The sequence below is a fragment of the Pseudoalteromonas piscicida genome, from assembly GCF_002744175.1.
GTDB classification, from domain to species: Bacteria; Pseudomonadota; Gammaproteobacteria; order Enterobacterales; family Alteromonadaceae; genus Pseudoalteromonas; species Pseudoalteromonas piscicida_B.
In genome coordinates this window covers 24,798-40,263 of the sequence record NZ_NKHF01000008.1, presented here as the reverse complement: position 1 = coordinate 40,263, position 15,466 = coordinate 24,798, and the positions used below count along the sequence as shown (strand labels likewise).

8 protein-coding genes and 1 pseudogene are annotated in these 15,466 nt (G+C 43.4%); 5 read left to right on the top strand and 4 right to left on the bottom strand.

All coding sequences use genetic code 11. The annotated features are described in order from the left end of the window. Nucleotides 1-60 precede the first annotated feature (60 nt). The 3 genes from exaC to CEX98_RS02090 all read left to right on the top strand — a co-directional run bounded on the left by exaC (nt 61) and on the right by CEX98_RS02090 (nt 3,535). A complete protein-coding gene (gene exaC, locus CEX98_RS02100) occupies nt 61-1,581 on the top strand; it encodes an acetaldehyde dehydrogenase ExaC (protein WP_099640485.1) in 1,521 nt (506 codons plus the stop codon). Nucleotides 1,582-1,969: 388 nt separating this feature from the next. Continuing rightward, nucleotides 1,970-2,254, top strand: a complete 285-nt coding sequence (locus tag CEX98_RS02095) for a hypothetical protein (RefSeq protein ID WP_099640484.1) — start codon at nt 1,970-1,972, stop codon at nt 2,252-2,254. A 516-nt stretch (nt 2,255-2,770) separates the two neighbouring features. Beyond that, nucleotides 2,771-3,535 carry a class II glutamine amidotransferase gene (locus CEX98_RS02090; protein WP_099640483.1) on the top strand — a complete coding sequence of 255 codons (765 nt, stop codon included), beginning with the start codon at nt 2,771-2,773 and terminating at the stop codon, nt 3,533-3,535. 382 nt (nt 3,536-3,917) lie between these two features. Here CEX98_RS02090 and CEX98_RS02085 read toward each other — a convergent pair whose 3' ends face one another. The 4 genes and pseudogenes from CEX98_RS02085 to CEX98_RS02070 all read right to left on the bottom strand — a co-directional run bounded on the left by CEX98_RS02085 (nt 3,918) and on the right by CEX98_RS02070 (nt 9,442). Then, nucleotides 3,918-5,423, bottom strand: coding sequence for a SpoVR family protein (locus CEX98_RS02085; RefSeq protein ID WP_099640482.1), 1,506 nt, complete (start codon nt 5,421-5,423; stop codon nt 3,918-3,920). 18 nt (nt 5,424-5,441) lie between these two features. Further along, nucleotides 5,442-6,726: pseudogene (locus CEX98_RS02080) on the bottom strand (YeaH/YhbH family protein). A gap of 25 nt (nt 6,727-6,751) precedes the next feature. Further along, a complete protein-coding gene (locus tag CEX98_RS02075; RefSeq protein ID WP_099640481.1) occupies nt 6,752-8,674 on the bottom strand; it encodes a PrkA family serine protein kinase in 1,923 nt (640 codons plus the stop codon). A 186-nt stretch (nt 8,675-8,860) separates the two neighbouring features. Continuing rightward, entirely contained in the window at nt 8,861-9,442 is a 582-nt protein-coding gene (locus CEX98_RS02070; RefSeq protein ID WP_088532266.1) for a Fe-Mn family superoxide dismutase, read from the bottom strand. 382 nt (nt 9,443-9,824) lie between these two features. Here CEX98_RS02070 and CEX98_RS02065 point away from each other — a divergent pair, with 382 nt between their 5' ends. After that, nucleotides 9,825-10,169, top strand: a complete 345-nt coding sequence (locus CEX98_RS02065) for a Grx4 family monothiol glutaredoxin (protein WP_099640480.1) — start codon at nt 9,825-9,827, stop codon at nt 10,167-10,169. A gap of 833 nt (nt 10,170-11,002) precedes the next feature. After that, entirely contained in the window at nt 11,003-15,460 is a 4,458-nt protein-coding gene (gene gltB, locus CEX98_RS02060) for a glutamate synthase large subunit (RefSeq protein ID WP_099640479.1), read from the top strand. Nucleotides 15,461-15,466 lie beyond the last annotated feature (6 nt).

The window sequence follows — 15,466 nt, the reverse complement described above, 5'->3', positions numbered from 1 at the left end:
TAGAAAACAAAACTGGACCAGTTGGGGCCGGTATAAATAACACAAGTTGCAGAGGTCAAAATGATATACACAAATCCAAATACTGAAGGTGCAGTTGTCAGCTTTAAACCGCAATACGAAAATTTTATTGGTGGCGAGTGGAAAGCCCCAGTCGAAGGGCATTACTTTGACAATATTAGTCCTGTAAACGGCGAAGCCTTCTGCAAAATCCCGCGTTCAAACGCGGCTGATATTGAGCTTGCGCTCGATGCGGCGCATGCAGCTAAGGCGGCTTGGGGGAAAACATCGGTGACTGAGCGCAGCAACATTTTGCTTAAAATTGCGGACAGGATAGAAACAAACCTCGAATACTTAGCAGTAGCAGAAACTTGGGATAACGGAAAAGCGGTGCGCGAAACGCTAGCTGCCGATGTGCCTCTTGCGGCAGATCATTTTCGTTATTTCGCTGGGTGTATTCGTGCTCAAGAAGGTGCAATAGGTGAAATTGACGAGTCAACTGTGGCGTATCATTTTCACGAGCCGTTAGGGGTGGTTGGTCAGATCATCCCATGGAATTTCCCATTACTCATGGCTGCGTGGAAACTGGCACCAGCACTCGCCGCTGGCAACTGCGTAGTCCTCAAACCGGCAGAGCAAACGCCGGTTTCTATATTATTATTAATGGAGCTGATAGCCGATTTACTGCCAAGTGGTGTGGTCAATATTGTTAATGGCTTTGGCCGAGAAGCAGGTGAAGCACTGGCGACTAGCCAACGCATCGCGAAAATTGCATTTACTGGTTCAACCCCCGTTGGCTCACATATTTTGAAGTGTGCGGCAGAGAATATTATTCCCTCAACCGTCGAATTAGGCGGTAAATCCCCGAATATCTACTTTAGTGATGTGATGCAAGCGGACGATGACTACTTAAGCAAGTGTATTGAAGGTGCAGTATTGGCCTACTTTAACCAAGGTGAAGTGTGTACCTGTCCTTCAAGATTGCTTGTACAAGAAGACATATACGATGATTTCATTGTCAAAGTTATTGAGCGTACCAAAGCCATCAAGCGGGGAAATCCATTAGACACCGAGACCATGGTTGGTGCGCAAGCCTCACAGGCTCAGTTTGATAAAATCCTTAGTTATATTGAAATAGGCAAAGAAGAGGGCGCAGAAGTATTAATTGGTGGTGAAGTCGCAAAGCTTGGTGAGGGTTTTCACAAAGGCTTTTATATCCAGCCGACGCTGTTGAAAGGCCACAATCAAATGCGGGTGTTCCAAGAGGAGATCTTTGGTCCGGTCATTTCTTTATGTACCTTTAAAGATGAAGCCGAAGCACTCGAGCTGGCTAACAGTTCCGAATTTGGCTTAGGGGCAGGGGTATGGACAAGAGATATGAATCGAGCGTATCAGTTTGGTCGTCAAATTGAAGCTGGCCGAGTGTGGACTAACTGCTACCACATGTATCCAGCGCATGCGGCATTTGGCGGTTATAAAAAGTCAGGGATCGGTAGAGAGACACACAAAAAAGCGTTAGATCATTACCAGCAAACCAAAAACCTACTGGTGAGCTATAGCACCAGTCCTTTAGGGTTTTTCTAATTATGGTATTGGGGAGGGTATTCTTCCCCCTACGTTTTATCATCAATTAACCTCTCATAAATCATACGCTGCAATATGGATGCAGAAATATCTCACACAGAGAGCAGAAATCACCTAAAACTGGGTAGGTAAGCATCCATAACCAGACAGCGGCTGAAGTTTAAACTTTCACACAAAGCGATAATATATAGCTAGGATACTGATAGTAAACACTATCAGTATTTGTGCTAATGCATTAAAGGCAATATTCGAAAATAAAGGCTAGTGCTTGAGAGTGCTTGTTTTTTTAAACTAATCACTCTAGACTTTGCCAATCATATATTATATCAAGCCAACTTGATGATTCTCATGATCAAATTGGCCTTAGTAAATAGCAAACGGAGCTGCTATGTTTAAGTTTATCTCCTGGATTTTCTCAGTTACTGCTTTTTCTTTATCTCTGTTTTTTATTGCGCAAGGCACCTACATGTTGTGTCTAGTAATGATATTATCTGGTTTAATCGCGCTACCAAAACAAGATAAAGAACTGCAGCCGTTAGGTATGCGTCTTCATGCTAAACACTTTTCTCGAGAGCAACGCTCCTTGAATTCAAAAGAAGTCATCAACTTTGTTTTTGCACTGTCTTTAGCTGGAGTTAGCCTTGCCTATCAATGGCATATAATCGTGGTGTGATGTCACTCAAGCCGTCTCTATCTAATATAGATATGTGCCATTCTCGCGTTGCGAAACTAACGTAAATAACCTGAGCTTCGGATAATTAATGCCTTTCTAGCAGCCAGTTTTAGCGCTAACTGCGTTGAATTCGCTTCTCGTGTTAGCTATTGGTGCATAAATTCGCTTTGCCTACACGGATGTAGGTATCAGGGCGGTAGCAGGACGCGAGAGCGGAGTTATCCCTAAAAAAGCTCTGGCTAGATAAGAAAATAATTTAATATGGTTTTAAAAACAATGGGTTAGTTTGTTTTTTATCCAAATCTAAGTTTAAATAGAAACGAACATCGAAGCTTTCAACGCTTCTAACTTTGAGCAAATGTACGTAGTAAATAAAAACGGACTGTGCGAATAGCAATAGTGTGTATAATATCAAAAATTATAATATAACGTGGGCGTCAATACTTTCTCTGCCGCTGTTGGTTAGAGGGGCGCTTAGGTCAGTATAATCTATTGATATGTGTGGTTATTTAGCTTATGTGTGAATTGCTGGGAATGTCAGCGAACGTGCCGACGGATATTTGTTTTAGCTTTTCTGGTTTGTTAGAGCGAGGCGGTAATACTGGGCCGCATAAAGATGGTTGGGGGATCACTTTCTATGAAGGGAAGGGATGTAGAACCTTTAAAGATCCTGAGCCGAGTTGCGAGTCTGAAATTGCTAAATTGGTAAAAGCCTATCCAATCAAAAGTGTGTCGGTAATAAGCCATATTCGTCAAGGTAACCGTGGCCGAACCTGCTTAGAGAATACGCACCCATTTACTCGGGAGCTATGGGGAAGAGAGATCACCTATGCGCATAACGGCCAACTCTCCGATTATAAAGATTTAAAAACAGACTTTTACCGCCCAGTTGGCAATACCGATAGTGAATTGGCATTTTGTTGGATTTTAGACAAAGTACGAGAGAAATATCCAAGTCGCCCTTCTAATATGGTGTCGGTATTTAGATATATTGCTAAGCTTGCACACACGCTTCGGGAGAAAGGGGTATTTAATATGCTGATCACCGATGGTATTTATGTACTAGCATATTGCACCAATAACTTACATTGGATCACACGCCGAGCACCATTTGGCAAAGCGACGCTAATAGATGCCGACATGGTGGTTGATTTTCAAAAAGAAACCACGCCTGATGATGTGGTTACTGTTATTGCAACTCGGCCACTTACCAATGATGAGCAATGGCAAAAGCTAGAGCCTGGTGAGTTTGCACTCTTTAAGTTAGGTGAGAAGGTCTAATTAACCTGAACTTCGGGTAATTAATGAACTTGTTATCACGAGTTCAGTTTAGTCAGAGAAGAAAATAAATTAATGTGATTTTAAAACAATAAGTTAGCTAATTCTTTGTCCAAGCCCCAGGTTAATTACCTAGCGATTGAAATTGTTGGGAAGTAATACCCATTTGCTTCATGAAGTGATCTGCTCTGTGGCGAGAAAACCTTGTCGACAATGTCGCTACTGTATCCTGAAATCGCCAAGGTGTTTGCGTATATGTAGGTAAAGCAAAATGGTACAACGGTGCATGGTGGTTAATGAAAGCGACTTAGCGTATAAATAGGCCGCTTTCAATAGTGTTTTACTCACTCCCTTGAAAACAAATTTTTTCGGATTAACATTAAAGCTATTGTTCACTTTCGGCTTCTGGACATGCCGCTATTTGTTCAATGCTGCCATCCTCGTTTACCTGCTCAAGTTTGACTTTAAAACCCCACAAGCGATAAAGGTGTTTAATTACTTCCTGCTTTGAAGCTGCAAGAGGGATCCCGCCTTGAGGAACATACCTCAGTGTTAGTGATCTGTCCCCTCTGATATCAACGTCATAAACCTGAATATTAGGCTCATGATTACTCAAGTTGTACTGAGCGGATAGGGCGCTACGTAATTGCTGATAACCCATTTCGTCATGTATTGGCCCCACTTCTAAATGCGGTGACTTTTGTTTATCTACGATGGTAAATAACTTAAAGTCTCGCATCAGCTTGGGCGATAAAAACTGGCTAATAAAACTCTCGTCTTTAAAGTTCTGCATGGCAAAGTGAAGCGTTTCGAGCCAATCGCTTCCTGCAAATTCAGGAAACCATTGTTTATCTTCATCCGTTGGATTTTCACAGATCCGGCGAATATCAACCATCATGTTAAAACCAAGGGCGTAGGGGTTAATACCAGAGTAAAACTTACTGTTGTATGGAGGCTGGTAAACAACATTGGTATGGCTTTGTAAAAACTCCAACATAAAGGCATCACTTAGTTTTCCTTCATCATAGAGATGATTCAAAATGGTGTAGTGCCAAAATGTTGCCCAGCCTTCATTCATGACTTGTGTTTGTCTTTGTGGGTAAAAGTACTGTGATACTTTACGCACAATACGAATGATTTCACGTTGCCAAGACTCAAGTAAAGGAGCGTTTTTCTCAATAAAATAAAGAATATTTTCTTGTGGCTCAGACGGAAAGCGTGGTCGATTATCCGTCTCTTCGTCTTCCCCTTTGGGAATTGTTCGCCACAGCTCGTTCACTTGCGATTGTAAATAGTCTTCTCGTTCTTGTTGCCGTTTTTGCTCTTCAAACATGGAGATCCGCTGTGGCCGTTTATATCGGTCAACTCCATAGTTCATTAACGCATGACATGAATCAATCAGATTTTCTACTTCATCAATACCATACTTTTCTTCGCACTTTGCGACATAGTTTTTGGCAAATACCAAGTAATCAATAATAGAAGAAGCATCGGTCCAGGTTTTAAAGAGATAATTGCCTTTAAAGAAGGAGTTATGTCCATAACAGGCATGAGCCATCACCAATGCCTGCATCGGCATAGTGTTTTCTTCCATCAGATAAGCAATACAAGGATCTGAATTGATCACGATTTCGTAAGCAAGCCCCATTTGCCCGCGTTTGTATGTTTGTTCGGTCTGAATAAACTTTTTACCGTAAGACCAATGGGCGTAACCTATGGGCATACCCACACTTGAGTATGCGTCCATCATTTGCTCAGCGGTGATCACCTCAATCTGGTTAGGGTAGGTATCAAGTTTATAGTGCTCTGCTACACGAGCAATTTCTTGCTGATAAGTATCAAGTAAATCAAAGGTCCAATCAGGACCATCGTCAATTGGCTGATATGTCATCGCGCAACCTCCCAAAAATTATGCCGCACTTTGCTTATCTTTGTTCTTTTTAAACAATTCCCTGAAGATAGGGTAAATATCCTCCACACTGCGAATGTGTTGCATTGCAAAGTTATCAAACGTGCTAGCGACTCCTTGATATTCTCGCCATAGGCTCTGATGTGCACGAGTCGTTATTTCGATATATGCGTAGTAGCGCACGATTTTTAAAAGCTTGCTAGAAAGTATTTGGGTACACTGTGGTGAATCATCAGCCCAGTTATCGCCATCAGAAGCTTGTGCTGCGTATATGTTCCAATCGCCCTGTGCATAGCGCTCTTGAATAATCTCATCCATCAGCTTTAATGCGCTTGAAACTATGGTCCCCCCAGTTTCTTGCGAATAGAAAAACTCTTGCTCGTCCACCTCTTTTGCCTGAGTGTGATGGCGGATATAGACTACTTCTATATTTTTGTACGTGCGCGTTAAGAACTGGTACAGCAAAATATAAAAGCGTTTGGCCATATCTTTGGTGGCCTGATCCATTGAACCCGATACATCCATCAAACAAAACATCACAGCTTTGCTGGTGGGGTGTGGCCGGCGCTCATAATTACGAAAACGTAAATCGTAATTATCAATAAAAGGCACAGCCGCAATTTGAGTTTTCAGTACTTCAATACGTTGCTCTATATCATTAATTTTTTGCTGTGGTGGCACCGGCTCTGCTAACAGCCTCTCAAGTTCTTCCTCCAGCTCTTTTAACTCGCGACGCTTACTTGAGGTCATGGCAATGCGTCTTGCCATTGAGCCTTTTAGGCTGCGTACAATATCTAAGTTACTGGGCATGCCGTCATTGCAAAAGCCTGCTCGATGAGTTTTCATTTGCATCAACTTGTCGAGTTGGTTTTGCTTTAGATTTGGCAGCTCTAAGTCTTCAAATAGCAAGTCCAGATATTCGTCTTTTGAAATCGAAAATACAAAATCGTCTTGTCCCTCACCTTGATTACTGGCTTCGCCTTCACCAGAGCCTCCACCTTGGCCTGATGGTGGACGCTGGATTTTGTCACCAGTTGAAAATTGATCATTACCTGGGTGAATAAGCTCTCTATCCCCCCCTTTTCCTTGGTGAAAAAGTGGGCTCACTGATATCTTTTTGCGGAATAGAAATACTCTCTCCACTCGAAACATCAGTGACACTGCGTTTGTTGATAGCCTCTGAGACCGCTTTTTTTATCTGCTTTTTATAGCGGCGAATAAAACGTTGGCGGTTCAGAGTGCTCTTATTTTTGCCGTTAAGACGGCGGTCGATAAAATGCGCCATATAACACCCTCTTTACACTAACAAGTTATTGGGACTTTCTAACTCTCAAATACCATTCAGAAAGTAGGCGAACTTGTTTTTGGGTATAGCCTTTATCAACCATGCGGTTGACGAAATCCTCATGCTTTTTCTGGTCTTCCGCAGAGGTTTTTGCATTAAATGAGATAACCGGAAGTAAGTCCTCGGTGTTAGAGAACATTTTCTTCTCAATCACGGTTCTTAACTTCTCATAGCTGGTCCAGACTGGATTATCACCATTGTGATGAGCTCTGGCTCTTAATACAAAGTTGACGATTTCGTTACGGAAGTCTTTGGGGTTAGATATCCCAGCTGGCTTTTCAATCTTCTCAAGCTCCGCATTTAAGGCGGCTCGGTCAAATAATTGACCGGTATCTGGGTCTCGATATTCTTGGTCTTGAATCCAAAAATCGGCATAAGTGACGTAGCGGTCAAAAATGTTCTGGCCATATTCGGAGTAGGATTCTAAGTAAGCGGTTTGTAGCTCTTTTCCGATAAACTCAACATATTGAGGGATAAGGTAGCCTTTTAAGTGGCTTAGGTAGCGTTCTTGCACTTCTGGGTTAAATTGCTCCCTCTCAATTTGCTGCTCTAATACGTAGAATAAGTGAACTGGGTTGGCAGCGACCTCACTGTGATCAAAGTTGAACACACGAGACAAAATCTTAAAGGCAAAGCGAGTTGAAAGGCCATTCATCCCTTCGTCTACTCCCGCGTAATCACGGTATTCTTGATAGGATTTTGCTTTTGGATCGGTGTCTTTTAAACTTTCGCCATCATACACTCGCATTTTTGAGTAGATACTAGAGTTTTCAGGCTCTTTAATGCGTGAAAGGGCAGAGAACTTAGCTAAGGTTTCAAGTGTACCTGGAGCACAAGGAGCTTCTCTCAACTCACTATTTTCGATGAGCTTTTCGTAGATTTTAACTTCTTCCGAAACGCGCAGACAATAAGGCACCTTAACGATATAAACGCGGTCTAAAAATGCCTCATTGTTTTTGTTGTTTTTGAATGTTTGCCACTCGGACTCATTGGAGTGCGCTAAGATCAAGCCGCTAAAGGGGAGTGCCGAAATTCCCTCGGTGCCATTGTAGTTACCTTCTTGAGTGGCAGTAAGTAAGGGATGTAATACCTTAATAGGGGCCTTAAACATCTCAACAAATTCCATCAGGCCTTGGTTGGCTAAGCACAAGGCACCTGAATATGCATAGGCATCGGGATCGTTCTGAGCGAAGTGCTCTAATTTACGAATATCTACTTTACCAACGAGTGCGGAGATATCCTGATTATTCTCATCTCCAGGTTCCGTTTTGGCTATCGCTATCTGGTCAAGAATAGAGGGGTAGCGCTTAACCACGGTAAACTGAGTTATATCGCCGTTATATTCGTGCAAGCGCTTGGTAGCCCATGGCGACATGATTGTTTTAATGTAGCGCGCAGGAATGCCATATTCTTTTTCTAAAAGTTGTGCATCCTCTTGCGGGCTAAACAAACACAGTGGGTGATCATTAACCGGAGAGCCTTTTAGCGAATAAATAGGCACCTTCTGCATCAGATATTTGAGTTTCTCTGCGATAGATGACTTACCACCACCTACAGGACCCAGTAAATAAAGAACCTGTTTGCACTCTTCAAGCCCCTGGGCTGCGTGTTTAAGGTAGGACACAATCTGCTCAATCGCATCTTCCATCCCATAGAAGTCATCGAAAGCGGGGTATCGAGCGATGACTCTATTCGAAAATAGGCGGCTAAGCCGAGCGTCTTTCGACGTATCTATCATTTCTGGTTCGCCAATTGCCATCAGGAGTCGCTCAGGTGCGCTGGCATAGGCGGATTTGTCATTTTTACAAATTTCAAGAAATTCCGCGATGGTATACTCTTCTTCCTGCGCGGCTTCATATCTGGCCTGATAATGTTCAAATATTGTCATGACGACCTCCAATAAGCTACTTTGCGTGGGTTGCGGATCACAGATTTGGAAAGGTTACTTAAAGCTTAGTCGCGATATGCAATAATACCCAAAAAAAACTAGATTTTTTATGTATTAATGTTGAGTTACAGGCATAAAAAAGGGCGCTTGCGCGCCCCATTATTGCATCAATACTGATAGTTGATGTTAAGCTAGGTTGCTATTAGCGAAGTCCCAGTTAACAAGCGCCCAGAAACCTTTCAGGTAATCAGGACGAACGTTACGATAATCGATGTAATAAGCGTGTTCCCAAAGGTCAACTGTGATGATTGGTGTAACACCTTCTTCTGTCAGCGGCGTAGCTGCATTAGATGTGTTAACGATATCTAAAGAACCGTCTGCAAGTTGTACTAACCAAGTCCAGCTTGAACCAAAGTTGTTTACTGCTTTGTCGTTAAAAGCTTCTTGGAATGCTGCGAATGAGCCCCATTTAGCATTAATTAGTTCAGCAACTTTACCTGTAGGCTCGCCACCTGCATTTGGCGCAAGGCTGTGCCAGTAGAAAGTGTGGTTCCAGATTTGTGCAGCATTGTTGAAAACACCACCTTCAGAACTACATACGATCTCTTCTAGTGATTTACCTTCGAAGTCAGTACCTTCAATCAGACCGTTAAGCTTTACAACGTAAGTGTTGTGGTGCTTACCGTGGTGGAATTCTAGCGTCTCTTGAGAGATGTGCGGCTCAAGCGCATTTAGTGCATAAGGTAGTGACGGTAGTTCAAATGCCATATTAATCTCCATTTTTTTGGTTGATTTGCCAATAATGCATACGAAAGCAAGCTAACAAGGGCCCACTTTTCTATACCATTGGCTTATATAGTGATACTATAATTCCTGACTATTTTACTCAAGTTTTGGCAAACAGCAATGCGTGCCAGTGACTTAATGACTTATAATACACATTCTTTGTGAACATATGCCGAATGGCTGTCTAAGTGTAGGACATCGACAACACTTATTGTGTTTAATTTAGCCAAGTCGCTAAGATTTCAACACACTCGATGGCTTGGTATAATTATGTTGCAATTCGTGTTGTTAAGATGAGTAGCAAGCTAATGTACCGGTGCAATAAAAGATAAGTATCGGACAAAACGTCATTTTGAGGTAACTAATGGAAACTATTGACAAGATTAAACAACAGATCGAAGAAAACCCAATCATTCTATATATGAAAGGGTCACCGAAACTACCTAACTGTGGTTTTTCTTCGCAAGCATCTCAGGCTTTAATGGCGTGTGGTGAGCAGTTTGCTTATGTTGACGTATTATTAAACCCAGATATCCGTGCTGAATTACCACATTATGCGAACTGGCCAACCTTCCCTCAGCTTTGGGTTGAAGGTGAGTTAATCGGTGGGTGTGACATCATTATTGAGATGTTCCAAAAAGGTGAGCTTCAACCTCTTATTGCTGAAACAGCAGCTAAGTATAAGAAAGACGAAGCCGCAGCGGAGTAAATTATCCGCCTATGGCAGAACGCAAGTTCTGCCAGCTATATCAATCAAACGTAGCCCCAATAGCTGTTTGCACCTCTAAGCGCATCGCTCTACTTATCGCAAAATACTGCTCGTAAATAACCAGAATTTGGCATAACAACTTGTCCTCTAGCAGCTGCTTGTTCTAAACAAGAAATTTTTAACGCCGTTAGCTCAGGTTTACTTCCTCAAGTTGAACAAGTATTAAGCAATAACTTCTGGCTAGAGTGGTACTATGTTTTTGAGCTTAGGTATTTTATTAGTTGATTAACTAACTTCTTATCCCGAGTTCAGCTTAAATAGCTCTGCACTCTACTGAATTCACTTCCTTATTCACTGTTGCTTACCCCTCTATTATCTGTACTTATTACATGTTTTTTATTCTTCCTAATATTGTCATTTCACCCTGTTAGGTTGACGTCTACGTCAAGCAAAAGTCAGACGCAAATTGCATATCTATATAAATAATTAAACACAGGGCCCTCTAATCTTGAGTTCGTAAAATAGTTATTTGTGAATAATTATTCATTTTATTGCTTGTTTACGTTTACGTAAACGTATTCTTGCTGGAGGTTGCTTATGCTTTTTTTAACATCTGATACCGGTGTCATTTCACAAATTTATATTCAACATTTTCAAATTGGCAAAAATATTACTGTTTTGGGTAACTTGTCTTACCAATGAGAAATATTCAAGTTAATGAATATGTATTCATTTTTCTGTTGACTCTACTTTCAATCAAGGCTAATTTTGAATATCTGCCAGCATTTCGTTGTACCGTCATGAGCTGGCCGTTGTAGCAAGGGGAGGAGTCTATGTTATACGACTCAAAATTAGAAAAAGATAACTGTGGGTTTGGTTTGATTGCGCATGTTAGCGGTCAGCCGAGCCACAAACTGATCCGAACAGCCATTACTGGTCTAGATCGTATGCAGCACCGAGGTGGTATATCTGCTGACGGTAAAACTGGTGACGGCTGTGGACTGTTATTGCAAAAACCAGATAGTTTTTTCCGTGCTATTGCAGCTGAAAATAGCTGGCACGTTGGTAAAAACTATGCGGTTGGTATGATTTTCTTAAATCAAGATCAAGCGCTAGCCGGCGCAGCTGAAAAGGTTATTAGTGAAGAATTAGAAAAAGAAACACTAACTTTGATTGGCTGGCGTGAAGTTCCTACCGATCCATCCATGCTTGGCGCTATCGCCAAAGCGCAACTGCCGCAGTTTAAGCAAGTATTTGTGGGCGCGCCGGAAGGGTGGCGTCCAAAAGATTTGGAACGTCGTTTATATATTGCAAGGCGCCGTATTGAGAAGCGCTTAGAGCAGGATGAACAATTTTATATTTGTAGCTTGTCGGGCTTGGTAACCATCTACAAAGGCTTAATGATGCCTGCAGATTTACCTACCTTTTATACCGATCTTGCTGACATTCGTATGACCAGCGCCATTTGTGTGTTCCACCAGCGTTTTTCAACTAATACGCAGCCGCGCTGGCCGTTGGCGCAACCATTTCGTTATTTGGCGCACAATGGTGAAATCAACACCATTCAAGGCAACCGGCAGTGGGCTAGGGCGCGGGCTTACAAGTTTTCTTCGCCTTTATTGCCAGATTTACAATCGGCGGCACCATTTGTTAATGAAACGGGCTCGGATTCATCTAGCCTAGACAATATGCTAGAACTGTTTCTTGCAGGCGGTATGGACTTGTTCCGTGCGATGCGGATGTTAGTGCCACCAGCTTGGCAAAAAAACCGGGCTATGGACGAAGATCTTCGTGCGTTTTATGACTTTAACTCGATGCACATGGAGCCGTGGGATGGTCCTGCCGGGATCGTCATGTCGGACGGTCGCTTTGCTGCCTGTAATCTTGACCGAAATGGTCTGCGTCCAGCTCGCTACGTGATCACCCAAGATGGCTTTATTACGCTTGCCTCGGAAGTGGGTATTTGGGATTACGCACCGGATGAAGTGATAGAAAAGGGTCGTGTAGGTCCAGGTGAGTTACTAGTCGTAGACACGCTTCACGGCAAGATCTGGCAGTCTGATGAGATAGACCAAGACCTAAAATCAAGACATCCGTATAAAACCTGGCTTGAGCAAAACGTAAAACGCCTTACGCCGTTCGAAGCATTAGATGAACAAGCGGCTGGCAAACGCGACCTTAGCGATGAAACCTTGCTGACTTATCAAAAACAGTTTGGTTACACCAATGAAGAGCTAGATCAAGTTATTCGGATCATGGGTGAAAATGGCCAAGAAGCAACTGGGTCGATGGGCGACGATACGCCATTTGCTGTATTATCTGAAGGACATCGGTCAATATTTGACTATTTCCGTCAAAAATTTGCTCAGGTTACTAACCCACCTATCGATCCTCTCCGTGAAAATCACGTGATGTCACTGGCAACCTGTATTGGTCGTGAGCAAAATGTTTTTAACGAGACTACGGGGCATGCCAAACGGCTGCAATTTGCCTCGCCAGTGTTGACTTATTCAGATATGCAACAGCTACTTCATGCTGACGACGACCACTATTGTGCTTGCAAAATCTCATTAATTTATGCGCCGGAAGAATCGTTGCAACAAGCAATTATGCGAGTTTGCGACGAAGCCGCAGCTAAAGCAAGCACTGGCTGTGTGATGTTAGTGCTAAGCGACCGAGAAATTGCTGCAGGTAAACAGGTTATTCCAGCTGCCATGGCAGTAGGGGCGGTACAAAGACGTCTTGTGAATGATAACCTGCGTTGTGACGCTAATATCATCGTAGAAACGGGTAGCGTAAGAGATCCCCACCAATTTGCTGTGCTACTTGGGTTTGGTGCCACTGCGGTATATCCATATTTGGCTTACGAGACCTTAGTCGCCATGTGCGACAAGCAAATCATTAAAAAGTCCTACCGTGAAGTTACTTTGTCTTATCGTGGTGCGATAAACAAAGGGCTGTATAAAATTATGTCGAAAATGGGGATCAGCACGATTGCCTCTTACCGTTGTTCGATGCTATTTGAAGCGGTTGGTTTGTCTGATGAAGTGGTTGAACTGTGCTTTAAAGGCGTAGCTAACCGTATTAAAGGTGCGTGTTTTGATGATTTTGCACTAGAGCAGCAACAACTGAATAAACTTGCCTTTAGTAAACGTAAGCTATTGTCACATGGTGGTTTGTTAAAGTATGTACATGGTGGTGAGTATCATGCTTACAACCCTGATGTTGTGCAGACGCTGCAAACTGCGGTGCGCTCGGGTAATTACCAAGACTACGTTAAATACGCAGAGCTGGTTAATAATCGCCCGATCACAAATCTGCGTGACATGCTAAAGCTCAATTCTGAACAGCAAGCCATTGATATTGATGATGTAGAGCCTGCGACTGAGCTATATAAACGCTTCGACTCGGCAGCAATGAGTATCGGTGCATTATCACCAGAAGCCCATGAAGCGTTGGCCATTGCTATGAACCGTCTAGGTGGTTGCTCAAACTCTGGTGAAGGTGGGGAAGACAAACTGCGTTTTGGCACCGAAAAGAATTCGCGGATCAAACAGGTTGCGTCGGGCCGCTTTGGCGTGACGCCACACTACCTGCGCTCAGCTGATGTCATTCAGATCAAAGTAGCGCAGGGTGCAAAACCGGGCGAAGGCGGACAGCTACCTGGCGAAAAGGTAACACCTTATATTGCTAAATTACGTTACTCCGTACCTGGTGTGACCTTGATTTCGCCACCACCGCATCATGATATTTACTCTATCGAAGATTTAGCACAGCTGATTTTCGACCTTAAACAGGTCAACCCTGACGCGATGATTTCAGTGAAGTTGGTGTCTGAGCCTGGGGTTGGCACTATTGCAACGGGTGTAGCCAAAGCTTATGCGGATCTGATCACCATTGCTGGATACGATGGTGGCACCGGCGCGAGTCCTTTGACCTCGGTAAAATATGCTGGAAGCCCTTGGGAGCTTGGTCTTGCCGAAACGCAACAAGCCTTGGTTGAAAACGGTTTACGTCACCGTATTCGCTTACAAACAGACGGCGGCTTAAAAACGGGCCTGGATATTATTAAAGCTGCGATCCTTGGTGCTGAAAGCTTTGGTTTTGGCACAGGTCCAATGGTTGCGCTTGGCTGTAAATATTTAAGGATTTGTCACCTTAATAACTGTGCCACCGGTGTAGCAACTCAAGACGATACGCTGCGTCAAAAGCATTATCACGGATTACCAGAAATGGCGATGAACTACTTTAAGTTTATTGCGCAGGAAGCCCGTGAACTGATGGCTTCGTTAGGAGTTACAAAGCTTACGGATTTAATTGGTCGCACCGAGCTGCTTGAAGTCATTGAAGGTAACACTGCTAAGCAGAAAAAGCTGGATTTGAGTCCGCTGTTGGCTAAGCCAAATAATCCGTCAAATGAGGCGTTATATTGCACTAACAATAATCCATCACATTACAGTGGAGCATTAAACGAAAGCTTACTGGCAAAAGCGAAAACAGCGATCGATGAAATGACGGGCACTTCCTTGGTGAGTCGTATCTCGAATACCGATCGCGCTATTGGCGCTATGTTGTCGGGGTATATTGCGAGTAAGCACGGTAATCAAGGCATGGCCGCTGACCCCATTGCATTGGAGTTGCATGGTACTGCTGGTCAATCATTTGGTGTATGGAACGCCGGTGGCCTTGAAATGACGTTAGTTGGTGATGCAAACGATTACGTTGGTAAAGGTATGGCTGGAGGCAAGCTCGTCGTTCGTCCTCCTGTTGGTTCAAGTTTTGCGTCACATCAGGCAGCCATTATAGGTAACACCTGTTTATACGGCGCGACCGGCGGCAAGTTGTTTGCCGCAGGCCGTGCTGGTGAACGTTTTGCTGTGCGTAACTCTGGAGTGCAAGCTGTAGTGGAAGGGCTTGGAGACAATGGCTGCGAGTATATGACTGGTGGTGTTGTTTGCGTGCTTGGTCAGGTTGGTGTCAACTTTGGCGCAGGAATGACTGGCGGGTTTGCTTATGTACTCGATGAAGATGGGGATTTTGATAAACGCATTAACCCTGAGCTGGTGGAACTTGTTGAACTTACGGCTCTTGCATCACATCAAGAGCATTTACGTGGGCTAATTGCGGAGCACTTAGACTTAACCAGTTCAACTCGCGCTGAGCAGATTTTGGCTAACTTTGAACTGTATTTACCTATGTTCAAACTTGTAAAACCAAAGTCGAGTGATTTAAACAGTTTACTTGGCCACCGAGCGCGTAGTAGCGCTGAGCTAAGAATTCAGGCGCAGTAGGAGCAA